Raw genomic sequence first — 25,917 nt, 5'->3', positions numbered from 1 at the left:
TTTCTCCTCAATAAACCGTGGCCTCACTAAAATTAATTAGGGGCGTGTACTCAATCCAGACGCCACAAATTGGCGATGTCCGCTTCACTACCGGTCAGCGACGGATTGCCCTCAACAGTCTGCTTGCGCCAATTGCGGTCATTGCGACGCTTCGCTAACTCGATATTCTGCGACTCGACGAATGGAGCAGGAATAATGAAGACAGCAATCGTGTTCGACTGTGAGTTTCTGTGCATTCAGGGGTCGCAAAGCCGGTTTTGGTGCGCAGCCATCGATCCCGATCCTGTCATTGCGCAAATCGGAGCCGTCAAACTTGGCCTTGAAGGCGATTTTCCAATCCTGGATACGCTTAAATCGTACGTTCGACCCATCGATCGTTTTGGTAAAAGATACCCGCTTGGTCCCTACTTCACCAACCTGACGGGCATCACCGAGGGCAACATGGATTCCGAGGGCGTAACGCTGCAGGATGGCCTCGCCGCCTTGGACAGCTTCTCGGATGGTGCGCGGTTTTGGTCTTGGGGCAAGGACGAACTAAATATGATCGCTATCAGTTGCTATGTAGCAGGACTACAGCCGCCAATTCCCGCCCAGCGGTTTGACAACGCTGTCAAGCTTCTTGTCGCAGCGGGGATGCCGATAGAAGATTTGGCGAAGACGCCTAGCAACAAGCTGGCCGACTACTACGGTGTCGAACATCCTCCATTGCAGGGGCATGACGCGCTCGATGACGCGCTATCAATCTCGTACACGTTGCGACATCTAATGAAGGCGGGGAAACTTCAGCCCGAAGTTTTCGATCTACCGCAAATGGCGCCAATCGCGGACATTGCAGGTTAGCCCGTGACCTGCCCCGCCACGAGAAAGGCCTGATCCCAGACGATCGTGCCGCCGACAGCACGATGTTCATCCTCGATACGTTGTGCGAGAGTATCGGGTTGAACCTCTTCCGCCGAGGCAACACGATGTTCGATCAAGCGTGGCAGCATGATCCGCATGAGGGTCGGGAGGAAGGAAGGTTCACCGAGCTGGATCAGAACGCCTTCGTTGCGTGCCTGAGCGATCGAAAGCCCCTGCGAGCGCATCTGTTCAACGAGGCGCAGACCAAGTGTCACGTCGCCGCCCTCGGCCGCAACTGTGTCCCATATCCAGTCGTAAAGACGTTGATGCAGAGGAAGGGCTGCAAGACCGAAGGGAAGACTGGCGCGCGCGTGTTCCTGAAAGGCCAGTATCGCCCCAGGTTTCGCAAGTCCGACCAGCCGAACGAGCGTGGCGGAAGCGTCTGGGAGATACATCAGAACACGGCGTCCGACGATCACATCGAAGCGACCGAGATCGTGCAGATCGTCCGCCAGATCGACCGCGTGATAAGTGATCGGCGCCGCATCGGGTTCACCTCCTGCGGCACGTGCCAGTGCCAGCGCCGCTTCGCTACTGTCAACTGCAACAACCTCGCCCTGCGGCCCGGCCAGCCTCGCGACGAACCGGCTAAGATCACCGTTCCCACAGCCGATATCGAGGACGCGCGATCCCGTTCTGATGCCGGCGCTCTCAAAAAATCGAGGGCTTGCTGAATTGGCCGGATTGGCCGGCGCTCCACTGACTGATTGTAACATTGTTACATCGTAAGAGAGGAGTGCTCTTCCGACAAGGGGTACTGGCAGCCAATCCGCACGATCGTCTCATGGCCCACCAAGGGCCATCGTACAGTGCGCAAGGCTTCTGAGTTAACGATATGCTTAGTCCGCTTGGGGCCAACAGCGGTCAATATCCTCGAGGAGCTTGACCCTTCGAAGCACAGAACTGGACATGACGGTTTAGTGCTCAAAGTTTGCGACTAATGTGCGCTTGCTGGTGTAGCACTTCATTTGAGAGTACTTTCGTTGGATTGGTCTATATCGCGCTCGGGAGGAGCTCTGCGATGGAGTGCCGTGCCCATATTGCCTTTCTCGCCTTCATCGTTTTGGGACTGTTGCCTGGAATTGCACTGGCCGCCGAGCCTTTCGTACCGAGCTGGATCAAGAACGTACCCGGAGCAAAAACCGTGGCGATAGAGATTGTTGCCGACTGGAATCAGGTCGAACGGTATCGCAGGGACGACATCCGGACCGACATTATCGATTTCAACGGATACTGGGGCGGCAATCTTACCATAATCGTCCCAACGGATTGGTCAGTAGAGATCACGTTCATCAATGGCTCCTTGTCTTTCCCGCATAGCCTGATGGTGACCAGGGTCTATGCTCAGTCAGAAATGCCGGTGAAGTTGACGGCCAAGGATGCTGTCTGGGGGGCGTATACCGATCCGCCAGAGGGAATCAAATACAATGAGCGAAGGCAAATCAACTTTGTCGCTATGCAGTCCGGAGAATATTTCCTGGCCTGTGCGAGGCAAACACATCTGATGGACGGTCACTGGATCGGTTTCGAGGTGAGAGACGACCTCGACCAAGCCGCAGCAATCGTCCATGACGACAAGTTTCCGCAGGATCAGCCTGCGGGGCGTCCGTAGATCTGCGCCACCCTTCGCTGCCTTCTGGCTTGTCGACATATGGACCGGGCGGCCAGCCTGGTTTCGCGTAGTGGCAAGGCTGACTGCTTCAATTATCGCCAGCTAGCTGCATCTTCGATGTTGAACACACAATATATGGGCAACATACTGGAGAACCCGCCCATCGTGTAACTTTCACTTATAGCTCTCCGAGGATTGCGGTCATGATCAGGGTAAGTGCTTTTTTCGTCGTGTTGAGCTTCGCGTCATTTTTCGGCACAGCCACATTCGCTTTGGAGAACACACTCGAAATCCAATCCCGCACCTTGTCGGACGAGGATTTCCTTAAAGGCAACCAGAAAGCAGGGATACCTGTCGTGCTTAAGGGTGTTCTGAGCGGCCCGGACGACAAAGGCAAACTTACTGTCGTCATCTTGCTCCACGGCACCGATGGTCCTGGGAGTGGAGCCGTGTGGGGATGGTCAAGGTTTCTCAACAGTATAGGTATAGCTACACTGAGCCTGGACAGCTACACGGCCCGGGGTCTCACCCAAGCGTCAACCGATCAATCTCAGTTCGGCCAGTTTACGCAGATCTACGATGCATACCGGGCTGCGGATGCACTGGCCGAACACCCGGATATTGACGCATCCCGTGTTGCACTGATGGGATTCTCCCGCGGCGGCAACACGGCTTTGTATTCGGCAATGATACGGTTTCAGCGATCATTCGGCCCTTCCAGGGCTCAAATCGTAGCGCATCTGCCCTTTTACCCTGCCTGCAATTTCCAGCTTGTCGACGAATTGAAGGTTGCGGCCGTACCAATTCGCGAATTCCACGGCGCTGACGACGACTGGACACCACCTGCTCCTTGTCGTTCCTATATAGAGCGTCTGGCCAAGGCAGGTAACGATGCAACGATGACCGAGTACGATGGCGCACTGCATGGGTTCGACAGTCCGCGCAATCCCGCACGCTTTGCTGATCCAGACAATCAGACGTCGCGAAATTGCTGGCGCAACGAAGAGGATGGAAAATTGTTGAATGCAGCGACGGGCCGTCCCTTCAGCTATGCCGACGCCTGCGTCGAATATGGCCCGAGCTCTCAGTACAATGACACGGCAACCACGGCGGCTCAGGCAGCGGTGAAGGTGATTTTGTCCGAGGTGTTTGGTCGAAAGTAAGTGGCATGACGTCAACCTGCCGACGCGCCACGTGTTGCCATGTCGGGCAGTCTCTCTTCAAAGGATGAGCGCCCGCTTTGCGCCGATATCGTTGAAAAACTCGGCCAGGTAGCTGTTCATCGGGCTGTTGCAGCATCCTTCCGGTAGGGATGATGGGCTATCTGCCCCGCACTTTCGCGTAGGGTATCCTTTCTGGCCGCTTTTATGCAGCAATGACGCCGTGTGGTGGCCTTTGTGGTCTGAGTTTCGCCAGTCTTCTGAGGTTCTGGGCGGTTGCTGCAAGCAGGAATTCGTCTCGCGCACCACATGGACCTCGCAGCCTCAAACGCGCCATCCGGAGAATGCGTTTGAGGTGAGCGAAGAGCATCTCGACCTTCTTGCGGCGATGCCGGGACCGCTCGTAAGCGGGTGTGGCGGCAATAGCTCTGGCGACATCGCGGGCATCTTCGTTGAGATCACGCGGCACCTTGCGAGCAGGCGCATTCGGGCAGCAGCGCTGTTTGAATTCGCAGGCGTCGCAGTTCTTTTTGCTGGCGCGATAGAGCCGCGTCCCTTCACTCGTTATCCCCGATCTGGGCGATGCATAGGTTCGGTGAAACTGCTTGAGCTCTTCGCCTGCCGGGCAGATGTAGCGATCATTCTCGCCATCCCAGGTGAAGTCCGAACGCGAGAAGGTCCCGTCGGTCCTGTTGGATTTATCAAACACCGGAATGTGCGGCGCGATGTCCTTTTCCTTGACTAGCCAGGCAAGATTGTCAGCAGAACCGTAAGCGCTGTCGGCTGCCAGATAGCCTGGCTTCAAGCCGAAGCGGTTCTCGGTTCTGTCGATCATCGTGCGGGATGCTCCGACCTCCGCCTGACGGATCGCTCGCGTAGCCTCGACGTCAAGGATGACACCGTGATCAGTATCGATCAGATAATTGGTGGCGTAGGCGAAGAAGGCATGCCCCTTATGAGCACCTGTCCACTGAGCTGCCGGGTCGGATTGCGAAATGAACTTCGGCGTCACCGGCGAGGCAGCGCCAAAAGCCGCGTCATCCAGAACCGCCAGATATTCCTGAACCGAGCGGCCAGCATCGTCTTCGGCTTTCCATTCAGTGCCGGGCACCGAACGCTGCTTATTGGCGTCCGCCGCGATCAGGCTGGCATCAACCGCAAAGCCTTCTGCTCCCACCAGCCCTTGGGCAAGGCACCGTTCCACCACAGTCTCAAACATGTGCCGGAGGATATCACTTTGCCGGAACCGGCCATGACGGTTCTTCGAAAAGCTGGAATGATCCGGTACCTTTCCGTCCAGGCCAAGGCGGCAAAACCACCGATATGCGAGATTGAGATGGACCTCCTCGCAAAGTCGCCGTTCCGACCGGATACCCATGCTGTAGCCGATAATCAGCATTCGCATCATCAGCTCAGGATCAACTGAGGGCCGCCCAGTGTTGCTATAAAAAGGCTTCAACTGTGCTCGAACGCTATCGAGATCGAGGTGACGATCGATCCCGCGCAGCAGATGGTCCGCAGGGACATAATCATCGAGGCAGAAGTCGTAGAAGAGCTGCGCCGAAACCGCCTGACATCCCATCATTCGCCTGATCCCCTGCAAATCACTCAGAGGATTGAATCACGCGTCCCAAGCATCGGCAATGCCGAGTTTTTCAACAATATCCGCCACAAGCGGTCATTGGGCAGCTTCTTCGATGTCCTACTACAGGCTAGGCTCTCGCCGGAAGCCGAATAACAGCGGCACCCAAGAGGCAGATAGCTGTCCCTGTCACGTCCCATAGATCCAGGCTTGCTGTTTTCGACCAGCCACAGCCACAAGATCGAGGCGACGATGTAAACCCCGCCATAAGCCGCATTAACGCGTCCCGCCGTGGTGGCGTCAACTAAAGTAAGCAGGTAGGCAAACAGCGCCAGTGAGGCCATGCCGGGCATGATCCAAAGCGCCGACTTGTCGAGCCTGAGCCACGCCCAGAAGGAGAAGCAACCAGCGATTTCCGCGAGGGCGGCGCCGGCATGAACGAGAATCGTCAACATGGCTCACCTATACAGATGGTCCGCAGCGCGAGCTAGACGCATCGACATGTACGCAACTGCGTCTGCCAATGCGGACAATCACCATGCGATCAGTTCTCAGCCAAGCGACCATGCCGATGGCTGCTATTGGCCAAGGTCTCGATTACGCGGCATTCAGCCACCCGGCCACAGGCGCATTCCTCGATCATCCGTTGCAATTCCGTTCGCAGGGCGCTGAGGCTGGCAATGCGTTCCTCGACTTCAGCGAGGCGCGCTGAAGCTATCCTGTCGGCAACGCTGCAAGATTGATCCGGATTGTCCTGCAGCGAGAGAAGCGCACGGATTGCCTCGATGTTGAAGCCGAGTTCGCGCGCATGCCTGATAAAGGCGAGCCGCGCCATGCTGGTCTTATCGTAGCGCCTTTGCTGCCCTTCGGTGCGAGCCGGCAGCGGCAAGAGGCCAATCAGTTCATAATAGCGTATGGTTGGCACCTTGACTTGGGTACGTCGCGCGAGTTCACCAATCGAAAAATCCATGAAAAACCCCTTGAACCTCTAGTCACTATAGGGACTAGAGTGCCAATATAAAAGGAGGCACCGCATGGCTGATTACTGCTGTAACCACGAAACGGGCACATCGTGCGCCCCGGCCCCGTTGGTCTTTCCCGTGGACAAGCCAGCCGCTCTCCACAAGGTTCAAGACACTTGCTGTTCCGGTGGAGTGCCACTCTTTGATGGCGTGGACCCGCGCTACAAACGGATACTCTGGACTGTGATCGCCATAAACGGGGCGATGTTCCTGACGGAGATGGTAGCTGGTCAACTGGCGGGTTCGCAGGCGCTCAAGGCGGATGCCCTGGATTTCCTTGCCGATACCGTCACCTACGGGTTGAGCCTCGCCGTGATCGGGGCAAGCCTGCGCACGCGAGCGACAGCCGCCCTGTTCAAGGGTCTCTCGCTTTCCGTCATGGCTGTCTGGGTTTTTGGTTCGACCGTCTATCAAGTCTTTGTCCTCGGACTTCCGAGCGCCGAGGTGATGGGTGTGATCGGCTTCTTGGCGCTCGCTGCAAACCTTGGCTCCGTTCTTTTGCTGCGCCCCTATAAAGATGGTGACGCGAATGTTCGATCTGTCTGGCTCTGCTCTCGCAATGATGCGATCGGCAACGTCGTGGTTATGGCTGCGGCTTTTGGAGTGTGGGGCACATCGACCGCATGGCCTGACTTGGCGGTTGCGGCACTCATGGCAGGTATCTTCCTTACATCTTCGGTGCAAATCCTCCGACAGGCGTGGAGCGAGTATCACGAGGGAAGACGCCACGCTCCTCCGGTTGCCGTGGGGTGACAGGTAAATCCGCCATTTCGCCAGCCGGACCACAGGTCCCTTTATAAGATTTTGATATTTTCGGACCGAACCTCCAATCGATTTCATATGACGTTCCGGCTATTCTGCGAATGTCTACGCAAGTGGGCTCGTTGCCGCTGAACCGGCCGGGAAACGACAATCAGATAAAAGTGGCCCGCGCGGGCCATTCGAATTTGGACGTTACGGTTATGCGTGATCTGTCTATTCTGCTCGCTGTTGCAGTCGTCCTGATCCTGGTGTTCCAGACGCAGCGCAAACACCGCTAGACGGCTGCCAAAGCTTGACAGTTTCTGCCATGCCCATGCGGGCATCGAGGTCCGGCGCGGCCCTGTTCCCCCAAGTTTATGAGGGTCGGGCCGCGTTTATTTTAACGTGCGGGCAGAACGTTATGAACAGAGTTGACAGATACCGACAGCGATCGAGACAGCAAAGCCGAAGATGAGCAAATGGCACCACATCGGGGTGGTGTAATGCATGATATTGTCGTCTTCATCATCGTCGTGCATGAATGCTCCTCTTGACGCTGAGCCGTCCCCTATCAATTCAATGTGAACGTTGGATGTCAAGAGGCAAGGGAAAGTTGCCGGCCGCCACATTGCCGTCAGATTGGACATCGTTGCAGTTTCAACTATCCTTCTCCCGTGTCCTCCGGGGGAGCGGGAAAGGATGATGAAATGACTGTCCATGCCTCGTTTGCGGCGGTGGTGCTCGGTGCCGTGATGGCTGTTCTGCCGGCGCGTGCCGAGTCCACAGTGCCGGTTGCAGTCGCAAATTTTGACTTTCTCGACACCTCCGGTGAACCGGTCGATCAGAGCGATGCGCACAAGCGGAGACTGAAGGCGCTCTCTGATTTTCTGCGCGATCGGTTGGCAGCCAGCGGCAAGCTACGACTCGTCACGCTGCCTTGCGAGGCGTCGCAGTGCACGGCAGCGGACCCGGGCTTCGAACCGCTTGCCCGGCAAGCCAGGCAGGCCGGTGCGCGGTTTGTCGTTATCGGCGCCGTCGAAAAGACCAGCACATTGATCGGCTGGGTCAAATATTCTGTGCTCAATGTCGAGGACCAGCGCGCGATTTGCGGGGAATTGATCACCTACCGCGGCGATACGGACGAGATCCTGGCGCCGCGCAGCGAAGTTTTCGGCGGGACAGATCGTCAACCGCTGCCAATTCGGCGGGTGATTACTGCCCGCTCGCTTTAACTGTAGGCGAGTTTCGGGGCGGGCGGCGCGTTGACATAGGCCTCTTTCTGGCGAAGCTCCGCAACCTTCAGCTCGGCCGCCGCCGCAAGGTCAGAGAATATCCTTTCCAGCGCATCGGCGGCTTCATGCAATGCCTCGACAAGGTCGACCGCGCCGATCTCCCTGGCCAGGTTTCGCATTTCTTCCGCGTGATTTTCCAGAAAGATGTGCAGCCGCGTTGCCTGATCCAGTGTCAGGCGCTCATAGGCGAGGAACCTTGGTATCTTTTCGCTCAGCTGCCCCGCAAGATCGTTTTTCTCGCGAAGTATATCCAACCATAGTGCCATGCAAGGTCTCCGATGTGCCGGATGAAATCCTTGCAGATGAGTGACGCAACGTCAATTAATCGTCAAGGTTAGATGCCTGTAATGCAGATGTATTATGAGGCTAAATCGGAAAGACGTTTATATGGCACAGTTTTTCTTGGATAGTGACACCATCGCATGAAAGTACTTTGCCTATTAACAAGTCCCGGCCCCATGGGCCGGCCTTTGCGGTCCGGACACGCCAATGCCACTTTTTCTCACGCGCAAAAACGGATATGTCTCGGACCCTGGGTGCGACTACAATATCGGAAGGCTTGATGAACAATGACTTTCAGGCCGACATCGATGCGATCGGCCGGATTGCTGCGGTACCGATGATCCTCGATGTCGTTTGCCGCAGTACCGGCATGGGCTTTGCCGCCGTAGCGCGGGTAACCGAAGATCGCTGGATCGCCTGCCAGGTTCTCGATGCGATCGAATTTGGCCTCAAGCCTGGCGATGAACTGAAGCTGAAAACCACCATCTGCGATAGCCGCGAGGCGGTGGTCATCGACGAAGTCGCGAACGATCCAGTTTATTCCAATCATCACATGCCGGCGATCTACGGCTTCCAGAGCTATATTTCGATGCCTGTCATCCTCCCGGACGGTTCGTTTTTCGGCACGCTTTGCGCCATCGGTCCACGGCCGGCGCGCCTCAACAATCCCGAAACGATTGGCATGTTCAAACTGTTTGCCGAATTGATCGCCTTTCATCTGCACGCGAATGAGCGTCTGGCGAGAACGGAAGCCGCGCTTCTCGACGAGCGCAAGATTTCCGAATTCCGCGAGCAATTCGTCGCCGTACTTGGCCATGATCTGCGCAATCCGGTAGCGTCGATCGATTCTGGAACGCGCATGCTGCTTCGCTCGCCGCTGGATGAGAAAGCGACGGACATCGTCAAGCTGATCCGCGGCAGCGTCGTTCGCATGTCGGGCCTGATCGACAATGTGCTCGATCTGGCGCGCGCCCGGCTGGGGGAAGGCGTTGTGCTGGAACTCGACGATGCGGAACCGTTGAAGCCGACACTGGTTCAGGTCATCGATGAATTGGCTTCCGTTCGGACCGGCCACGTTGTCGAGGCGAATCTCGATTTCGAAGATCCATTGAAATGCGACCGGGTCAGGATCGGCCAGCTCCTGTCGAATCTCCTCGGCAATGCCCTGATGCATGGTTCCGAAGATGGTCCCATTCGCGTCAACGCATCGATCGATAATGGCGTCTTTGAGTTGTGGGTCTCCAACACAGGAGAACCTATCCCGCCGGAAACAATGGCGCAATTATTCCTGCCGTTCTTCCGGCGTGAAGCGCGGGCCGGCCAGCAGGGACTGGGGCTCGGGCTTTATATTGCCTCGGAAATTGCGCGCGTGCATGGCGGGACGCTGGAGGTTTCCTCGACCCCGGAAGAAACGCGGTTCACCTTCCGCATGCCGCTGGTCCAATAGGTAATCCAAATCTTCTCATTCAGAGCCAGTTCTGTTCGCAGATGGCAAAACGGAACTGTGCTTTAGGGGCGGTTGAGATTCATGTCGGTCGAAAGGTGGTTTTTCGAGCACCCGAGCGCAGCGCACATTGTGGTACGTGAACACCGGAGCACAGAACAACGCCGTTTGCAGGCTGCCTTGCCATGAGCCTGCAGACCCTAGTGGCGTTCGAGCACAGCCACGCAGCTGTCGAGATCATTGGTCGCAAGGTGGGCGTAGCGCATCGTCATCGACAGCGTCTGATGGCCGAGCCAGATCTGTACGCGCCTGATATCGATGCCGCCGCGCACCAGCCGCGAGGCGCAGGTGTGGCGCAGAATATGCGGGACCACCTGATCGTCTGTCCCAAGCCCGACTTCCGCCTTGGCTTCGTTCCAGATCGCGCGAAAACGCACTTGCGTGTGCATGGCGAAAGGGCCTTTCAACCGGCCATGCGGGATCTGGACGACCTCCTTCACCCGGCTGGTCAAAGGAACCGTGCGGCTGCGGCCAGACTTCGTCAGCCAGAAGGTCGATCGTGAATCCTGCAGATCGTTCCAGTTGAGGCCGATTGCTTCGCCAAGCCGGCAACCCGTATCCACCAGAAACACGCTCAACCTGTAGCTGTCTTCGCAGCGCATGCGGATCGCCGAGAAAAGCCGCAGTTCCTCTTCGGCTTCAAGGAAGCGGATACGTCCCTGCCGTTCCTTTTGGCGCCGGAACTCCGGCAAATTGTAAATGTCGCCCATTTTGCACGCCTTCCGCAGCAGCTTGCTCAAGGCAGCCATCTTTCGATTGATGGTTGCATTGCTATTGCCGCGCTCGCGTAGCGTGCCGATCACAGAATCAAGCATTTCCTGCGTGAAAACGCTGAAACGCTCGCCGCTCAATATTTCGCAGATTTCTCCAAGGAAGGACCGGACATTGGTTTTATGCGAACCTTCGTCCCAGAGAATACTGATATATTGCGCCGTCAGATTGTTGAGAGAATGCTCCTTGACCAATCGTTTGATCCCATGATCCGCCGAAGCATAGCTGAGATCGTACTGGAACCGGACCGGAAACGCCGTTTCGGGCGGGGAGGGGGCGACACCCAAGGCAGAAATCGTCATAGTGATTGCGCTCTAATCGATGAAACAAACATCGGAAAAATATTCGGTACAATATCCGACGAGTTGTACCCGTCTTTTCCGAAAGCGCAATCCGGAAACCCATGCCACTTTAGGCTAATAGACTTCCGTCTGATAAAACCGTCACCGGCTTCATCAACGTCCAACCTTGCGGGTTGTTGTCCAAACATGTCACCATCTCCTCGGTCCACGACCGGTTTGAAAATCCTCTCGCTAAATGTCTGTGCGTTGCTCTACGAACGCTGAAAATTGAATGGTGAATATTGTTTGAGGGGAAGGCCAACGCCGGAAAAAGCCCGGCGTTGGTAGTGTGAGATCAAGGGATCAGAAGTTGCGCTGGAAGCGGATGATGCCCTGGAAGGCATCATCCTTGGCACCGCGCGTACGGGCCTGGCGAGCATCGTCAAACTTGGTGTAGTTGACTTCCGGCGTGATAACGAAACCTGGAACCAGCGTGTAAGCTACGTTCAAAGCAGCAGCGATTGTGCCTTCGTCTTCATAGCCAACCTGTGCATTGACAGTTGCCTTGTCTGTAACCTTGGCAGCAATACCGCCCCAGACGGCGTAATCGCCATTCCAGGTACCGTAGAAGTCCTTGACGTCATTGGACTTGTATCCGCCCATGACCCACGCCGAGATAGCCTCTGTGACCGTTACGTCCAGACGAACCTTGCCGGCCCATTCTTCAGCCTTGGAGTCGTAACCGACAACACCGGTAACCGAACCCCAGCCCTGCTTGAACTTCGCGCCACCAAGAATATGCGGAAGATAGTCATCGACCAGGTAGTCGCCTTTACCCTGTTCCGTACCTACGAATGCCGAGAAACCATTGTCGGCGGAATAGGTGTAGCTGATCTGGTTGGTGACGTAATTGCCTTCGGCGATAACGTCATCGGAGATGATGGCACCGAGATAGCCGGTCCAGCTTGTGAACTGCGAGTCGGCAGCGCCAACACGGAAGCCGCCAAGCTCGATGGTTGCCTGGTTCAGATCGACCGTTTCTTTGTCTGCTCCATTGTTGAAATTGTAGCGAAGTTCAGCATAGGAGCGCAATGTGCCGAGCTCGGTTTCCGAACGGGCATCGAAGCGGGTAACGGCACGGGCACGCCAGTCATAGGTGTCGCGTTCGATGCCTTTGTAAACATCGTCACCGCCACGGATTTCCGCACGGACATAGCCGCTGACTTTCAGGCAGGTTTCGGTCCCGGGGATATAGAAGAAGCCGGCGCCAAATGCGTCGCAGATGCGCACATATTCAACAGGCTCTGGTTCAGCCACAACGACCGCATCTGCGGCACGCGCGCCGGATACTGCAACGAGAGCTGCAGCGGAGCCGAGAAACAGGCTCTTGATGTTCATTTCTAATCTCCAATCAACAGAAAATGGATTTGGGCGTTTCAAATTCGGGTAGGGGCGGATGCCCTGGGGCGGTACCTGCAATGCGAACAACGAGCTTCGAATTGGCTGTCGAGGACGACAAACCAATGCCGGGAAAAAAACCCGGCATTGGTTTGGCTTAGCCAATCAAAGGATTAGAAGTTGCGCTGGAAGCGGAGGATCCCGCCGAAAGCATTTTTATTGCCGCCCTGTGCTTCAACCACGTCACCGCGACCGCCGCTGAACGACGTGTAGTTGATTTCTGGTGTGATTTTGAAGCCGGGAACCAGCTCGTAGCCGACGTTCAAGGCAGCAGCAACTGTGCCGTCAGCTTCGTAGCCAACCTGGGCATTGACGGTTGCGGTATCGGTAACCTTGGCGGCCACACCACCCCAAACAGCGTAGTCACCGTTCCAGGGGGCATAGTAATTTTTGGTGTGCACGTAGAAGTCGTTGCCAGCGTCGTCGACGCCGTAGGCATCATCCCAACCGGACTGATAGCCACCCATGACCCAGGCAGAAATTGTGTCGTTGAATTTCACATCGACACGAACCTTGCCGCCAAATTCTTCGATGACCGAATCATAACCGGCAACGGCAGCAACAGAGCCCCAACCCTGCTCAAATTTAACACCGGCCACGACATGGGGCGTATAGTCCTGGATCGTGTTAGTGACAGAACCCGCAATAACTTCGCCGGTAATGGCACTTTGAACGAATACAACGTCAGCCCGTCCGCCGCCCTGTTCAAGACCGGCAAAGGCAGAGAAACCATTGCCGCCAGTGAACGTATAGCTGATCTGGTTGGTAACGTAGTTGCCTTCGGCGATCACGTCGTCGTTGATGATGTCGCCGAGATAGTTTGTCCAGCTTGTGAACTGCGAGTCGGCTGCACCGACGCGGAAGCCGCCAAGCTCGATGGTTGCCTGGTTCAGGTCGACGGTTTCGGCGTCCGCACCATTCTTGAAGTTGTAACGAAGCTCGGCGAAGGACTTCAATGTACCGAGTTCGGTTTCCGAACGGGCATCGAAGCGGAGAAGAGCACGCGCACGCCAGTCATAGGTATCGCGTTCTGCGCCCGAATACGCGTCGTCGCCAGCCGAGATGTCCGCACGCACATAGCCGTCGATCTTCAGGCAGGTCTCGGTTCCAGGAATATAATAAAATCCCGCACCGTAAGCATCGCACACTTTGACGTATTCGACAGGTTCGGGTTCGGCAACAACGACTGCGTCTGCAGCGCGGGCGCCGGTTACTGCAACGAGGGCTGCAGCGGAGCCGAGAAGTAGGCTCTTGATGTTCATTTCTGACCTCCAGTCAAGATTCGACGGGAGGCTCCTGGAAAATGCGTAGCTGGCGCACCAATTTGGCCAGCAAAACCTGTTCTAGTGCCCGACCGAGCTGGAGAAGAGATTGACGATGAGCACGCCGGCGACAATCAGGATCAGCCCGATGATCGCAGCAATATCCAGCGATTGCTTGAACCAGAACCAGCCGACGGCTGCGATCAGCACGATTCCCGCGCCGGACCAGATCGCATAGACAACGCCGACGGGCATGGTCTTCACCAGAATCGATAGCAGGTAAAACGCCGCTCCATAGCCGGCAATGCAAACCAGCGATGGCCAAAGCCTGGTGAATCCATCGGCCTGTTTAAGGGCGGAGGTTGCCACCACTTCGCAGACTATGGCGATAAGGAGGTAGAGATATGTCATGTCAAATCACCATTCGGAGAGAGCAGGAAATCATTGATTCGATTCAGCGATTGGCCGGCAACACCGCTGTAATGGCCGATTCCCGGGGTGTTCGCCGTTCCAATCCCGCCACGTTCCGGCAAGATTTTATTAAAAACCGGGTTACCAATATTAATGAGTGGTAAAGATATTGCAGGACCCGAGGCGATTTCGTGGCTTTTGTGCAACAGCGGCTTGGCATAGAGCCCTCGCAAGGTGCCGATGCGGACATTCGTGGTTGAAACCCCGGCGCTGGCGAGTATGGTCTGTCGGGAGGAAGGGCGTTCATCGCATTTCTTCTTGGACTTAGGGGATGGGGACAGGTTGTCCTTCAGCCAAATTGGAATGCCCAGACCCATTTTTAACTTTGACTGGAGGTCAGAAATGAACATCAAGAGCCTTCTCATCGGCTCCGCTGCAGCTCTCGTTGCAGTATCAGGGGCACGCGCTGCAGATGCAGTCGTCGTCGCTGAACCAGAGCCCGTCGAATACGTTCGCGTTTGCGACGCTTACGGCGCTGGCTTCTTTTATATTCCGGGGACCGAAACCTGCCTGAAGATCAGCGGCTATGTCCGTTATGATGCTGCTGGTGGCGACAATGTTTACACAGGCGGCAACGTCGGTGCAGACGGTGAAGAAACCTGGTACAAGCGCACTCGTGCAGAAATTCGTTTCGACGCTCGTTCGGAAACCGAACTCGGCACTCTGCGTTCCTACATCCAGGGCCGTTTCCAGTTCACCAATGGTGAAGATGACAACGGTTCGCTGCCGCAGGCATGGATTGAACTCGGTGGTTTCCGCATCGGTACTGCTGACGAACTCTTCGGTTCGTGGACAGATTATGCTGGCGCGATCATCAACGACGACGTGATCAACTACCAGTCCGGCCAGAGCAACCAGGTCAGCTACACCTTCACTGGCGGCAACGGTTTCTCCGCTATGATCGGTGCTGAGCAAGGCCAGGACGGCTTTACTGTCTTTGACAACGATTATGTCATCGAAGATTACATGCCACACGTTCTTGCTGGTGCGAAGTTTGAACAGGGCTGGGGTGGTATCTCCGGTGTTGTTGGCTACGACTCCAACGTTGAAGAGTTCGCTGGCAAGCTGCGTTTGGACGTGAAGTTCAACGAAATGTTCTCCGCATGGATCATGGGTGGCTATCAGTCCAACTACGACGAAAGCTTGGTCGAGCGTAACTGGTTCGGCTCTTGGGAAGGTGATTGGGCAGCTTGGGGCGGATTGTCCGTCAAGGCTACCGACAAGGCAACCATCAACGCACAGGCTGCTTACGAAGAAGAAGGCACCTATGCCCTCGCTCTTAACGTAGCTTACGAGCTGGTTCCTGGCTTCACCATCACGCCAGAAATCAACTACACCAAGTTCGATGGCGCTCGTGCTGATCTTGCTGATTTCAACAGCGGTGGTGATGACGACGCATTCGGCGGTATCATCCGCTTCCAGCGCAACTTCTAATCCTTCACGGATTGGTTGATTTGGACCCGGCAGCGCAAGCTGCCGGGTTTTCTTTTGCCGAAAATCCGGTGCTTGGACGATGTTTGTGGCACGCGGACACACCCCTGTGTTGAAATGGCCATAAATAGCGGGCAGAGATGGTCCGGGTTAAGACGAGAGAGTATTGAATATATGCACATAATCAAAAGCTGGTTCTGGCCTGGCGTAGTCACCGTTGCGCTGCTGACGTCCTTGGCCATGTGGTTTTTGACAGATCCGATCGACCGTGAGCTCACCGATGCAGCCAACAATGCGCTGGATACCGGCAATCCGTGGGCGAGTGCTGAAATCGATGGTCGCGATCTGGTCCTCAAGGGGATTGCACCATCCGAGGAAGCGCTCGCGGAGGCGTTAAAAATTGTGAGCGAGACGAGGGGCGTTCGCGTCGTCGACAATCAGGCGACACTTTTGCCCTTGGCTGTGCCTTTTTCCTTCGCGGTCACCAAATCCGATGAAGGCATCCTGCTTTCGGGCAATGTTCCCTATGGCGACGCCCGTGCCAGCATCCTCGCCGCCGCGGAACGTGCCATGCCCGGCATCGAAATTCTGGATGAAATGGCTGTGGCGCGCGGCGCACCGCCGGGTTTCTTCGATCTTGTCGATTTCGCGCTGGCCCAAGCTGCGCAATTGACCAATGGTGAAGTCGAAATTTCCGGTGAAACCTACAACATCAGGGGTACCGCTGCCAATTCGAATGGTTATGATAGCTTGAATGCTGCCTTGCATACGGCGTTGCCGGGCAATGGCAAGCCGGGCGAGGTGAAACTGGAGGTGCCGGCCAGCGCCAGCAGCAATTAAAGCAATTCCAGGAAAAGTGGGAACCGGTTTTCCGTCCGGAATTGCGTAAGAACAAGAGCTGGAATCCGCTCTTGCCGGCAGCCATTGGGAGGACGACGGCATGTGGTACCTGATCAGCGAGCTCTGGCTCTTTCTTCTGATTGCTGTTCTTGTCGGTTTCTATGTCGGCTGGTCGACCCAGGCCTGACTTGTGCGGGAAGTGGGATAATTATCATGGTGATGTTCATTTTATCGTCGCTGTTCCTTATTGCCGCCGCGTTTATCATCGGGGCGATTTTAGGCAATGTTTCCAAGAGGTTCTCGGCAAAAAGAGATTCTGTTTCTGAAAGCTCGACCAGAGCGGCAGATGTGCGGCTTGCGTCTCTGTCGCTGCTCGGTACGCCTGCAAATGATGATGTGAAGAAATCCGCGAGGGAAGCCGCCGCCATGATTCCGCCGGCAGAGCCGGTTCCCGCACTCAGCCCTGCAGGTGTGGATCGCAACCGGTCAACGCGCAAGACGGCCGCGCCAAGGAAAAGCCAGGCAAAGGCCGAGGTAAAAGTCGTGCGGAGCCCCCGGCAGGATGACAAGCACCGCCCGGCGCTGCTCAAGTCTGCACGCCGCGGCAAGCCCGACAAGCTGACCGACATCAATGGCATTGGTGCCGTGATCGAGTCGAAACTCTTCGCGGCCGGTATTTTTCACTTCGACCAGATCGCCGGCTGGACTTCCGATGAAGCCGCCTGGGTCAGCGAGGAAATCGGCTTTCCCGGCCGCGCGCATCGCGAGGGCTGGATCAAGCAGGCCACGGGCCTGGTCAAGCCTGCGGCGAAGCCTAGGGCCGCGCCGAAAAAGGCTGCACCGAAGCCAGCGAGAACTGGCAAAAGCGGTTGAGCGTTTTCCGTTTGGCAATGCTGCTGTGCGTGGTTCGACAAGCTCACCATGAGGGAAGTAGAGTGTTGCAACGACAATCGCCAACGTGGCAGAATTTCTGCAGTCAACCACCTCCCTGCAGATTAGCCCACTCCCTGCAGTTGACCCCATCCCCTGCAATTGCCCCCCTGCAGTCAACTCACCTCCCTCATGGTGAGCTTGTCGAACCACGCACAGCAGTATCGCCAGGCTAGAAGAGCTCCAAGGCCCGGAAACCTAAACCGCGCGTAGATCCACACCGGCCACAAATGCTGCGATCAGTTCGGGCAAACGTCCGGTTTCCAGCATTGGCGCATGCCCCTGACCGGCCACGTTGATCACCTGCAGCGCTGGATGCCTGCGTGTCATTTCCTCGACCGTTTCCGGTGCCAGCAGCGGCGTGTTTTCCCCGCGGATGACCAGCAGCGGCAACTCCGCCAATAGATCGAACTGCGCCCACAGATCCGGCAATTTCTGCGTGAAATCCACGCCTTCCAGCGTTTTCACGAGGTTCGGGTCGTAATCCGGGCGAATAGCTCCATCGATCTCGCGATAAATCGCATGGGCGAAGCGCTCCCAGTCCGCATCCCTCAGCGCCGGGAACGCGGCCCCGTGCACGGCCCGCTGGATCTCCGCCGCTTCAGTCCAGTTCTTCGGCAACCGCGGATTGTTCAGATACTGGCTGATTTGCAGCAATCCCGCCGGTGCGATCTCCGGGCCGATATCGTTGAAGATCACGCCTGCCAAGAGCTGCGGCGCAATCGCCGCGAGGATGTGGATGATCAGCCCGCCACGCGACGCGCCGAGAAACACCGCGCGATCGATTTCGAGCATCTTGAGCCCGGCAATCACATCGCCCGCCTCGATGCCTATATTATAATGCGTGAAATCGGGATCATAGGCCGACAGCCCGCGCCCGCGATAGTCGAAGCTGATCACGCGCCGCGGTGTTTCCGGATGTTCCGAAAGCACCAGCGCCAGTTCATGGAAATCCCTGGCGTTGCGCGTCAGGCCGGGCAGGCACACGAGCGGTAGGCTATCCACTTCACGCGCCGGTTCATACACCCGCGCGTAAAGCTTCAACCCATCCGGCGCATCGTAAAACATGTCACGGAAGGCCAAGCGATCAGCCGCGCCGTCCGGCGGTCAGATCGCTTTCGATCTGCGCCTTGCCGGTAAGCCGCGCCTTGTAGACCTCGTAGTTTTCCATCACCCGCTGCACGTAATTGCGTGTCTCGGTATAGGGGATGCGCTCGATCCAGTCGACCACCTCGTCGAGCGGCTTGCCGCGCGGATCGCCATATTTCGCGATCCACTGGTTGGCCCGCGTCGGGCCGGCATTGTAGCCGGCAAAGGTAAGCACATACGAACCATCGAACTTCGAGATCTGCTCGCCGAGGAATTTCGCGCCGAGCGTCGCATTATAGGCCGCGTCAGTGGTCAGGCGGTCCGCCGAATAGCTCATGCCGGCGCGGGTGGCGACGCCCTTCGCCGTCCCGGGCAAAAGCTGCAGCAGACCGCGCGCCCCGGCGCTCGATACGGCGGCAGGGTTGAACTCGCTCTCCTGCCGGGCGATGGCATAGGCGAGGGCGGTGCCGGAGCCGGAAATGTTCGCATTACCGGGGATCGCGCCGATCGGATGCGACAGGGCGCCCACATCGATGCCGCGCTGCGCCGCAGCCTTGCCGACGCGCAGGGCGACGTAGTGATTGCCCTTGCGCTCGGCCATCACCGCCAGCAGCGCGAGTTCGCCCGGACTGTCGAGTTCCTGCGCAAGGCTCGTATAAAGCATCGCCGCACGGGAATCGTAGCCCGTATCCTCGAGCCGCTGGATCGCCCGCACGGCCTCGCGCTGCGCAAAGCGCGTGCGCTCCGCTTCGCTCGGCTTGGGATAGGGCAGTTGCAACCCGGATTGCCCGAGCTTGGCCGCCGCGAGCTGCCCGTAGAATGTGGTGCCATAGCGGGAAGCCCGCGTGTAATATTCGCTGGCGCTGCCCGCGCTGCCGGCCTCCGCCGCGCGTCCGAGCCAGTAATAGGCGCGGGAAGCCGACATTGGCTTCGATGAAATCTCGGCGATCCGGGCAAAATGCTTCTGCGCCGTTTTCGCATCGTTCAGCGCCCTGAGTGCCACCCAGCCCGCGTGAAACTCCGCGTCCGCCGCAACGGCCGGTGTCTCGGCGCTGTGCGAGGCGGCAACGCGGTAGGCGCGCTTGGCATCGCCGATATCCAGCAATTCGCGCGAAAGCACCCGGCGCTCGGTCCACCACGCATCCGGATCGACCAGCGAAGCCGCATCGCGCGGCGCCGCAGCCATTGTGTCCGCCGCTTCCTTGTATTTCTCCTGCCGCCGCAAATATTGCGCCTTGGCGAAGATATAGGCGGCGTTCTGCGCCCAGGATCCATCCACTTGGCCCAGCTTCTTGCCGGCATCGGGCGCCTTTTGCAGCACGGCGGCAAAGGCCTGATACAGCGATGTCGCCCCGGCAAGCTTGGCCACGCGCCCGGCGGATTTCACCTTGCCCTCATAGAGCATGGTCAGCATGCGTGTCAGGTGATCCTCGCGCGAAATGACCCCGGAAAACTCCTTGAGGATCATGCTCTCCTGATTGTCATCGAGCTTCTTCGTGCGCCAGAACGGCCCGAGGATTTGCCGCGCGGCCCGCGGGTTGCCGCTGGCCACATAGGCGCGGGCGAGGATCAGCGTGCCCTCGAAGGTCTGCGGCGCGGTATTGCCAAAGGCGCTGATCACCACCGAAGGCGCCGGATTTTCCTTGTAAAGCGCCCGTTCGGAATTGCTGCGGAAAGTCGCCATGCCCGGCCAGCCCGGCAGTTCTGCGGCGGCCTGCGCGATCTCGGAACTTGGCACGCCCGGCGCATTGGAAAGGCCGATAGCCCAGGTCAATATATGCCGGTCGAGCGCCTGCGCGGGCAGGCCGTTGCGAATGCCGATCGCCCGCCGCACGTCACCCGAAGCGATGGCATCGAGCCCGCTCTTCAGGCTCCCGGCGATGGCCGTAGGCTTGGAGGGCTGGGCAATGCCCGCCGTCGTCACCGGGTCCGGATGCATCGCCGCCTGGATGGCCGGGCTGACGCGCGTTTGCGTCGGGGCGAAAGGCTTCAACGTGGGGACAGGGACCGCCGCCGAAGGCACAGGATTTTGGGCGTGCGAAGCCGTCGCACTCAACGCGAGCGTGAGGCCAAGAAGAACATGACGCAAAACAGAAGTTCTCAGCATAAAACTACCGGTTATGTTGAAGCGGATCGTGAAAAGCCCCTCGATCCAAAAGACCATAACATAATAATGGCGGACGTATGAAAGCACTCTTAACAAAGCGTTAGCCGGAAGGGCCGGATTTTAAAGGTAACGGGTTCGTGACCCAGCAGCCTTAGCTAGCTACTCTCCGTCATTCTGCCGTCATCCACCACCTTTCCGTCATCCTCGGGCTTGACTCCAACCTCTCCGTCATCCTCGGGTTTAACCCGAGGACCCATCTTTCTTTGAAGAGATCATTTCCTCCCCAAAGATTCGAGATTTTGATGAGTAGAATGGGTCCTCGGGTCAAGCCCGAGGATGACGGAGAGGTGGCGCGTTAGCCTTTCGTCCAATTTACACGAACGATGTTAGCGAAGCAGACTGAGCACTGGCGAACTTTTCGGACTTACGCTGCATGAGTGGCTATGTCTACATCCTTGGCAACCGCAAGAATGGAACATTTTATATCGGCGTGACGTCCGATCTTCCGGGTCGCATCTATGAACACAAAGAAGGGCATACACCCGGATTTGCCTGGAAATATGGCTGTACACGACTGGTCTGGTACGAGGAACATGCTCTTATCGTAGAGGCCATTCAGCGAGAGAAATCTTTAAAGCACTGGTACCGGCAGTGGAAGATTGATCTGATTGAACGGATGAATCCGGATTGGGAAGATCTCTACGACACACTTTACTAGACGCTGTCCTGTGGCACCTCGATGCTCGTTCCTCTCCAGCATCTAAGCACCAACCTTTCCGTCATCCAAGCATCAACCTTTCCGTCATCCTCGGGCTTGACCCGAGGACCCCATCTGTCTTTGCGGAGATCATTTCCTCCTCAAGGAGTCGAGATTTTGAATGGGTAGAATGGGTCCTCGGGTCATCCTCGGGTTTAACCCGAGGACTTAGGATGACGGAGAGGGAAGCGCGTTTCACCGACCCCTCCCACGCTTAACGGCCTTGATTTAATGAATCAGAAGATGAAATTGTAGGCTTCCAGTCCTAGCGTGTTTCGGATCATTACATTGATGCCGCCGCTTTCACCGGTGACGTGTATTGTGGGGGACAGCCCGCTGGAGTACTCGATTTGTCCGACACCCGGACCGAAATGAAACGGTTGTCGCCCGGCGGTATTTGGATCTGCATCTGCCATTGAAAGGTCTATGAAATCGTCTTTAAAAAAGGCCTTGATTACATCATTGGACAGTATTTCAGCCAATGACCTGTATTGGAATTTATCGGAACCACCCGAGTCGGAGCCACGGAAACCGTCGCCCCCGGTTAACATGTCGCTACCGAGACCGCCAATGAGAATATCATTCCCCTCGTTTCCACGTAGCCAGTCGTTGCCGCCTCCGCCATCCAGTCGATTGGCATCGTCGTTGCCATCGAGGGTGTCATTGGCAGAACCACCAACGGCATTCTCTACCGCCTGGTAAATATCGCCGACGGCATCCTCTGAACCACTACTTCCATAAAGGTCTACGTCAACGTTGAGTATTGAACCGCTGTAGTCCACCGTATCGATGCCATCGCCGCCATTGAGCCTATCCGCCCCATCACCGCCAATCAGTGTGTCATCACCACCACCGCCATTCAGCGTGTCGTCGCCGTCCAACCCGGCAAGCACATTGGCAAGGTTGTCGCCAGTGATGGTATCGGCGAAACCCGAACCAACGACATTTTCAAATCCCGTGGCGACGTCGCCGAGCGCTGCACCACCGACGAGGGCGGCTAGGCCGTTGGCGACAAGGGTCACGTTGACCGCGCTGCCCGCCGTAGCATAGCCAAGCGTATCCTGCGTATTCGCGGCGCTCCCACCAACTAAAACGTCGGCTCCCATACCGCCTTCGAGATAGTCATTGCCGCCGCCACCATTCAGGGTGTCGATGCCGCCCAGGCCAAGCATGTAATCGCTGCCGCTGGTCCCGTTGAGTATTTCTGGAAGTAAATTACCGTCTATGCCGGTTATCTGATTTGGACTTGTTGTGATGCCAAGCACTGAGAACAGTGCTTGTACTTGAGGATTGATCGCCATGATCGTGCACTCCCCGTTCGGGCTGCATGGGCCGGTATCCTCCTCGGGGGCCAGTTACTCAGCAGCCAACGGTATCAAACATACGCCTTTGGTATGAGATAGCAATGAGACCATGCGAAATAAGGCTTAGATAAAACGAGCTAGGTACTTCCCCGAATACAATTCCGCTTAAGTCATGAGCGCCTTTCGTCAATCAATATAACTATGCACGCACAGAAGAAGGGTGTATAAACAGGTTTATATTTGTTGCCCGTTCATGAGCCTCCGGGTGGTGGCGTTTGATCGAAAGTGCAAGGCAACATATATTCATAAGCTCGCCGGCTCCTGAAGTAATTCCGGGAAAATTATCAAGCCGTTTTCCCGATCGGAATTGCGAAAACTGAGGGGCCGAACCCTGTGGGAGAGGGTAATCGCGAATGTGCCGGAAGCGCGCAGTCATGCGGAGCCTTGGGCATCCCTTGGAAGGCCTCATTCCAGTTCGCTTCGGCCAATTCGCTTGGCCAGTTCATTTGGCAATACCGAAGCGTGGTTAAGCATGCCCGTTCGCACGGCGGCTGTTCCATGGCAAATCTTCGCGCGTGCGGGAAACTTCGCCCACAATCCTGCACAGGCGGATCTGCCCAAAACAGTTGGCGCAACCGGCTTCATCCTCGCAAGTGCGTGAAGCAGGTGAAATGGACGGGGAGCACGTCCTCGGGGAGGGACGCGCACGGAGGAGGCGGCGCGGACAAGTCTGCGCTGCCTCTTTCTGAGTTCACGCGCGGTGGGTCGCAATTCGGCAGAAGTGCTCAAGTAACTTGTTGGCATAAGGTGGTTACCCTTCGACAGGTTCAGCGATGTGCGTGGTTCGTCGTTCGACAAGCTCACGATGAAGAAGCTCACCATGAGGGAAGTGGGTTGATTGCAGGGAGCCAAAACTGCAAACGATGATCCATGCGCCGACGCTACCGATGTTAAGGCAGTCCACTACCTCCCTCATGGTGAGCTTCTTCATCGTGAGCTTGTCGAACGACGAACCACGCACATGGTGACCCTCATCCAGAGCCTACCAAAGTCGAACACCCGTCGATAAAGTCCGGACTTATCCACGGTAAGGCGTTTCCGGTGCAAAAAGCTGTTACTTGAACCCACCACACGCTGTTCTTGAGGTGGCGAAATTATTACTGGGGCATATTGCGCGCGCGAAAAAAGCCCGCCTCAACCTGACACGTACACCTAGTTGCATAAATTGGCGCAGAGTGCTTTCATATGAACCAACGCTTAATTGAACGATCGTTTCTTTAATTTCCGCCTTTCATCCCGTTTGGCGGCCCAAATTGGCATGTTTGCGGCGCTCGGACCCCGATCTGGATGCGCAAATGCTACGAATTCGCGCCGAACGCAGACAAAAATTGGCGATTCCTATGCAAGAAAGCTCGATTCTGCTGCAAGAATTTCAACCGGGGCGGGAATTTTAGTTGTCTCAAGTTGATGATTTCCATCACCAAAAGGAACTTGTAACCAAAAGCCCGCGCGACTATGGTGCGCCACCTCATGACCGGGTAGGGTCGCGGGGCTGATCATTATTATCTGGAGTTTCCCATGCTGAAAGGCTCAATCACCGCTCTCGTCACGCCCTTCTATCAGGACGGCGCGTTCGACGAGAAAGCCTTTCGTGGCTTCGTTTCCTGGCAAATAGACAATGGAACCAATGGGTTGGTCCCTGTCGGCACCACCGGCGAATCGCCGACGCTCTCCCATGCGGAGCACAAGCGCGTCGTCGAGGTTTGCATCGAGGAAGCCGCCGGGCGCGTGCCGGTGATTGCGGGCGCGGGCTCCAACAATACGCGTGAAGCCATTGAATTGGCTGAGTTTTCCGAAAAAGCCGGTGCCGATGCCATTCTCGTCGTCACGCCCTATTACAACAAGCCGAGCCAGCGCGGCCTCTACGCCCATTACAAGGCGATCGCCGAAGCCGTGTCGCTGCCGATCATCATCTATAACATTCCGGGGCGGTCGATCATCGATATGACGCCGGAGACGATGGGTCAACTTGCCAATGATTTCAAGAACATAGCTGGCGTCAAGGACGCGACTGGCAAGATCGAGCGTGTCTCGGAACAGCGCATCACCTGCGGCACGGATTTCATCCAGCTCTCCGGCGAGGATGCGACGGCGCTCGGCTTCAACGCCCATGGCGGCCATGGTTGTATTTCGGTGACGTCGAACGTCGCGCCGCGGCTTTGCGCGGAATTCCAGGCGGCGACGCTGGCCGGTGAATACGACAAGGCATTGGTATTGCAAGATAAATTGATGCCGTTGCACAAGGCGCTGTTCCTTGAACCGAACCCCTCCGGGCCGAAATATGCGCTGGCGAAACTTGGCAAGATGCAGAATGCGCTCCGTTCGCCGATGGTACAGGTCGAGGCCCAAACCGCCGATCGTATCGATCAGGCGATGCGGCACGCCGGTCTGGTGAATTAGAGCAATTCCAGGAAAAGTGTGAAACGGTTTTTCGTCCGGAATTGCGAAAGAACATCAGGAATCCCATATAAATTGCATGAACAAGCCAAAAACTGCCTCAAAACCGATAACGGTTCGCAAAATCATCGCGGAAAACCGTAAAGCGCGCTTCAATTTCGAGATTCTCGACACGCTGGAGGCTGGCATTGTTTTGCAGGGCACCGAGGTCAAGTCGCTGCGCCGCAACCAGTCGAATATTGCCGAGAGCTATGCGAGTTTCGAGAATGGCGAGTTCTGGCTGATCAACTCGTATATTCCGGAATATCTGCAGGCCAATCGCTTCAACCACGAACCTCGCCGCCATCGTAAATTGTTGATTTCCAAACGGGAAATGTCGCGGCTGGCGCAATCCGTGGATCGCGAGGGCATGACGGTCGTGCCGCTGAAACTCTACTTCAACGACCAGGGCCGGGCCAAGCTTGAGATCGCCGTCGCGCGCGGCAAGAAGCTGCATGACAAGCGCGAAACCGAAAAGCAGCGCGACTGGAACCGCGAAAAATCACGGCTGATGAAAGAGCGCGGCTGAGATATTTGCCATCAACCCACCTCCCTCATGGTGAGCTTGTCGAACCACGCATAGCAGCAGTGCGTGGTTCGACAAGCTCACCATGAGGGGGTACGT

The 25,917-nt window shown here is 56.7% G+C and carries 25 protein-coding genes and 1 pseudogene; 13 read left to right on the top strand and 13 right to left on the bottom strand.

Annotated elements, in window-relative coordinates; genetic code table 11:
• The first annotated feature begins 195 nt into the window (after nt 1-195).
• The gene (locus N8E88_RS30185; protein ID WP_262293738.1) at nt 196-840 is read left to right on the top strand and encodes a 3'-5' exonuclease; all 645 of its coding nucleotides are present in this window, start codon (nt 196-198) and stop codon (nt 838-840) included.
• Here the strand turns inward: N8E88_RS30185 and N8E88_RS30180 are convergent.
• Nucleotides 837-1,616, bottom strand: coding sequence for a class I SAM-dependent methyltransferase (locus N8E88_RS30180; RefSeq protein ID WP_262293737.1), 780 nt, complete (start codon nt 1,614-1,616; stop codon nt 837-839). The two genes, N8E88_RS30185 and N8E88_RS30180, sit on opposite strands and share 4 nt — an antisense overlap.
• 305 nt (nt 1,617-1,921) lie before the next feature.
• Between N8E88_RS30180 and N8E88_RS30175 the strand changes: the two genes are divergently transcribed.
• Nucleotides 1,922-2,512 carry a sulfocyanin-like copper-binding protein gene (locus tag N8E88_RS30175; protein WP_262293736.1) on the top strand — a complete coding sequence of 197 codons (591 nt, stop codon included), beginning with the start codon at nt 1,922-1,924 and terminating at the stop codon, nt 2,510-2,512.
• A 203-nt stretch (nt 2,513-2,715) separates the two neighbouring features.
• A complete protein-coding gene (locus N8E88_RS30170) occupies nt 2,716-3,675 on the top strand; it encodes a dienelactone hydrolase family protein (RefSeq protein ID WP_262293735.1) in 960 nt (319 codons plus the stop codon).
• A 202-nt stretch (nt 3,676-3,877) separates the two neighbouring features.
• Here the strand turns inward: N8E88_RS30170 and N8E88_RS30165 are convergent, their stop codons facing one another.
• The 3 genes and pseudogenes from N8E88_RS30165 to N8E88_RS30155 all read right to left on the bottom strand — a co-directional run bounded on the left by N8E88_RS30165 (nt 3,878) and on the right by N8E88_RS30155 (nt 6,224).
• The gene (locus N8E88_RS30165) at nt 3,878-5,257 is read right to left on the bottom strand and encodes a transposase (RefSeq protein WP_262291616.1); all 1,380 of its coding nucleotides are present in this window, start codon (nt 5,255-5,257) and stop codon (nt 3,878-3,880) included.
• Between the two features lie 127 nt (nt 5,258-5,384).
• Nucleotides 5,385-5,709, bottom strand: a pseudogene (locus N8E88_RS30160) (YnfA family protein).
• A gap of 89 nt (nt 5,710-5,798) precedes the next feature.
• A complete protein-coding gene (locus N8E88_RS30155; protein ID WP_262293734.1) occupies nt 5,799-6,224 on the bottom strand; it encodes a MerR family transcriptional regulator in 426 nt (141 codons plus the stop codon).
• Nucleotides 6,225-6,288: 64 nt separating this feature from the next.
• On the opposite strand from N8E88_RS30155, the gene N8E88_RS30150 reads away from it, so the two are divergent.
• The 3 genes from N8E88_RS30150 (at nt 6,289) to N8E88_RS30140 (ending at nt 8,249) form a co-directional block, all read left to right on the top strand.
• Complete coding sequence (locus N8E88_RS30150) at nt 6,289-7,029, top strand: cation efflux transmembrane domain-containing protein (RefSeq protein ID WP_262293733.1); 741 nt, start codon at nt 6,289-6,291, stop codon at nt 7,027-7,029.
• Nucleotides 7,030-7,139: 110 nt separating this feature from the next.
• A complete protein-coding gene (locus N8E88_RS30145) occupies nt 7,140-7,316 on the top strand; it encodes a hypothetical protein (RefSeq protein ID WP_262293732.1) in 177 nt (58 codons plus the stop codon).
• Between the two features lie 408 nt (nt 7,317-7,724).
• Complete coding sequence (locus N8E88_RS30140; protein ID WP_262293731.1) at nt 7,725-8,249, top strand: DUF2380 domain-containing protein; 525 nt, start codon at nt 7,725-7,727, stop codon at nt 8,247-8,249.
• On the opposite strand, the gene N8E88_RS30135 is transcribed toward N8E88_RS30140, so the two are convergent.
• Complete coding sequence (locus N8E88_RS30135) at nt 8,246-8,575, bottom strand: plant Invertase/pectin methylesterase inhibitor family protein (protein ID WP_262293730.1); 330 nt, start codon at nt 8,573-8,575, stop codon at nt 8,246-8,248. The genes N8E88_RS30140 and N8E88_RS30135 overlap by 4 nt on opposite strands.
• A gap of 296 nt (nt 8,576-8,871) precedes the next feature.
• Here N8E88_RS30135 and N8E88_RS30130 point away from each other — a divergent pair, with 296 nt between their 5' ends.
• A complete protein-coding gene (locus tag N8E88_RS30130) occupies nt 8,872-10,038 on the top strand; it encodes a GAF domain-containing sensor histidine kinase (RefSeq protein ID WP_262293729.1) in 1,167 nt (388 codons plus the stop codon).
• Nucleotides 10,039-10,235: 197 nt separating this feature from the next.
• Here the strand turns inward: N8E88_RS30130 and N8E88_RS30125 are convergent, their stop codons facing one another.
• The 5 genes from N8E88_RS30125 to N8E88_RS30105 all read right to left on the bottom strand — a co-directional run bounded on the left by N8E88_RS30125 (nt 10,236) and on the right by N8E88_RS30105 (nt 14,688).
• Complete coding sequence (locus N8E88_RS30125) at nt 10,236-11,168, bottom strand: tyrosine-type recombinase/integrase (protein WP_262293728.1); 933 nt, start codon at nt 11,166-11,168, stop codon at nt 10,236-10,238.
• A gap of 342 nt (nt 11,169-11,510) precedes the next feature.
• A complete protein-coding gene (locus tag N8E88_RS30120) occupies nt 11,511-12,545 on the bottom strand; it encodes a porin (protein WP_262293727.1) in 1,035 nt (344 codons plus the stop codon).
• Nucleotides 12,546-12,718: 173 nt separating this feature from the next.
• Nucleotides 12,719-13,867, bottom strand: coding sequence for a porin (locus N8E88_RS30115; protein WP_262293726.1), 1,149 nt, complete (start codon nt 13,865-13,867; stop codon nt 12,719-12,721).
• A gap of 81 nt (nt 13,868-13,948) precedes the next feature.
• A complete protein-coding gene (locus tag N8E88_RS30110) occupies nt 13,949-14,278 on the bottom strand; it encodes a DMT family transporter (RefSeq protein ID WP_262293725.1) in 330 nt (109 codons plus the stop codon).
• Nucleotides 14,275-14,688: a hypothetical protein gene (locus N8E88_RS30105; protein WP_262293724.1), complete on the bottom strand. Its 414-nt coding sequence runs from the start codon at nt 14,686-14,688 to the stop codon at nt 14,275-14,277. The genes N8E88_RS30110 and N8E88_RS30105 overlap by 4 nt, the downstream gene beginning before the upstream one ends.
• Between N8E88_RS30105 and N8E88_RS30100 the strand changes: the two genes are divergently transcribed.
• The 3 genes from N8E88_RS30100 (at nt 14,681) to N8E88_RS30090 (ending at nt 17,482) form a co-directional block, all read left to right on the top strand.
• Entirely contained in the window at nt 14,681-15,772 is a 1,092-nt protein-coding gene (locus tag N8E88_RS30100) for a porin (protein WP_262293723.1), read from the top strand. The two genes, N8E88_RS30105 and N8E88_RS30100, sit on opposite strands and share 8 nt — an antisense overlap.
• Before the next feature lie 171 nt (nt 15,773-15,943).
• Nucleotides 15,944-16,609, top strand: coding sequence for a BON domain-containing protein (locus tag N8E88_RS30095; RefSeq protein ID WP_262293722.1), 666 nt, complete (start codon nt 15,944-15,946; stop codon nt 16,607-16,609).
• 213 nt (nt 16,610-16,822) lie between these two features.
• A complete protein-coding gene (locus N8E88_RS30090) occupies nt 16,823-17,482 on the top strand; it encodes a helix-hairpin-helix domain-containing protein (RefSeq protein ID WP_262293721.1) in 660 nt (219 codons plus the stop codon).
• Between the two features lie 255 nt (nt 17,483-17,737).
• Here the strand turns inward: N8E88_RS30090 and N8E88_RS30085 are convergent, their stop codons facing one another.
• Both N8E88_RS30085 and N8E88_RS30080 read right to left on the bottom strand, forming a co-directional pair.
• Nucleotides 17,738-18,622, bottom strand: coding sequence for an alpha/beta fold hydrolase (locus N8E88_RS30085; protein ID WP_315975277.1), 885 nt, complete (start codon nt 18,620-18,622; stop codon nt 17,738-17,740).
• Nucleotides 18,623-18,626: 4 nt separating this feature from the next.
• Nucleotides 18,627-20,735 carry a lytic transglycosylase domain-containing protein gene (locus N8E88_RS30080; RefSeq protein ID WP_262295684.1) on the bottom strand — a complete coding sequence of 703 codons (2,109 nt, stop codon included), beginning with the start codon at nt 20,733-20,735 and terminating at the stop codon, nt 18,627-18,629.
• A gap of 433 nt (nt 20,736-21,168) precedes the next feature.
• Between N8E88_RS30080 and N8E88_RS30075 the strand changes: the two genes are divergently transcribed.
• Nucleotides 21,169-21,453 carry a GIY-YIG nuclease family protein gene (locus N8E88_RS30075; protein ID WP_262293720.1) on the top strand — a complete coding sequence of 95 codons (285 nt, stop codon included), beginning with the start codon at nt 21,169-21,171 and terminating at the stop codon, nt 21,451-21,453.
• A gap of 275 nt (nt 21,454-21,728) precedes the next feature.
• Here the strand turns inward: N8E88_RS30075 and N8E88_RS31625 are convergent, their stop codons facing one another.
• Complete coding sequence (locus tag N8E88_RS31625) at nt 21,729-22,793, bottom strand: calcium-binding protein (RefSeq protein ID WP_315975276.1); 1,065 nt, start codon at nt 22,791-22,793, stop codon at nt 21,729-21,731.
• 1,581 nt (nt 22,794-24,374) lie between these two features.
• Between N8E88_RS31625 and dapA the strand changes: the two genes are divergently transcribed.
• Complete coding sequence (gene dapA, locus N8E88_RS30060; protein ID WP_262293719.1) at nt 24,375-25,256, top strand: 4-hydroxy-tetrahydrodipicolinate synthase; 882 nt, start codon at nt 24,375-24,377, stop codon at nt 25,254-25,256.
• Between the two features lie 76 nt (nt 25,257-25,332).
• Complete coding sequence (gene smpB / locus N8E88_RS30055) at nt 25,333-25,821, top strand: SsrA-binding protein SmpB (protein ID WP_112527746.1); 489 nt, start codon at nt 25,333-25,335, stop codon at nt 25,819-25,821.
• Nucleotides 25,822-25,917: the final 96 nt, after the last annotated feature.

The sequence above is a fragment of the Phyllobacterium zundukense genome (genome assembly GCF_025452195.1).
Lineage (GTDB): Bacteria > Pseudomonadota > Alphaproteobacteria > Rhizobiales > Rhizobiaceae > Phyllobacterium > Phyllobacterium zundukense_A.
Note: the sequence above shows the minus strand (reverse complement) of the source record. Positions and strands in the feature narration are given on the sequence as shown.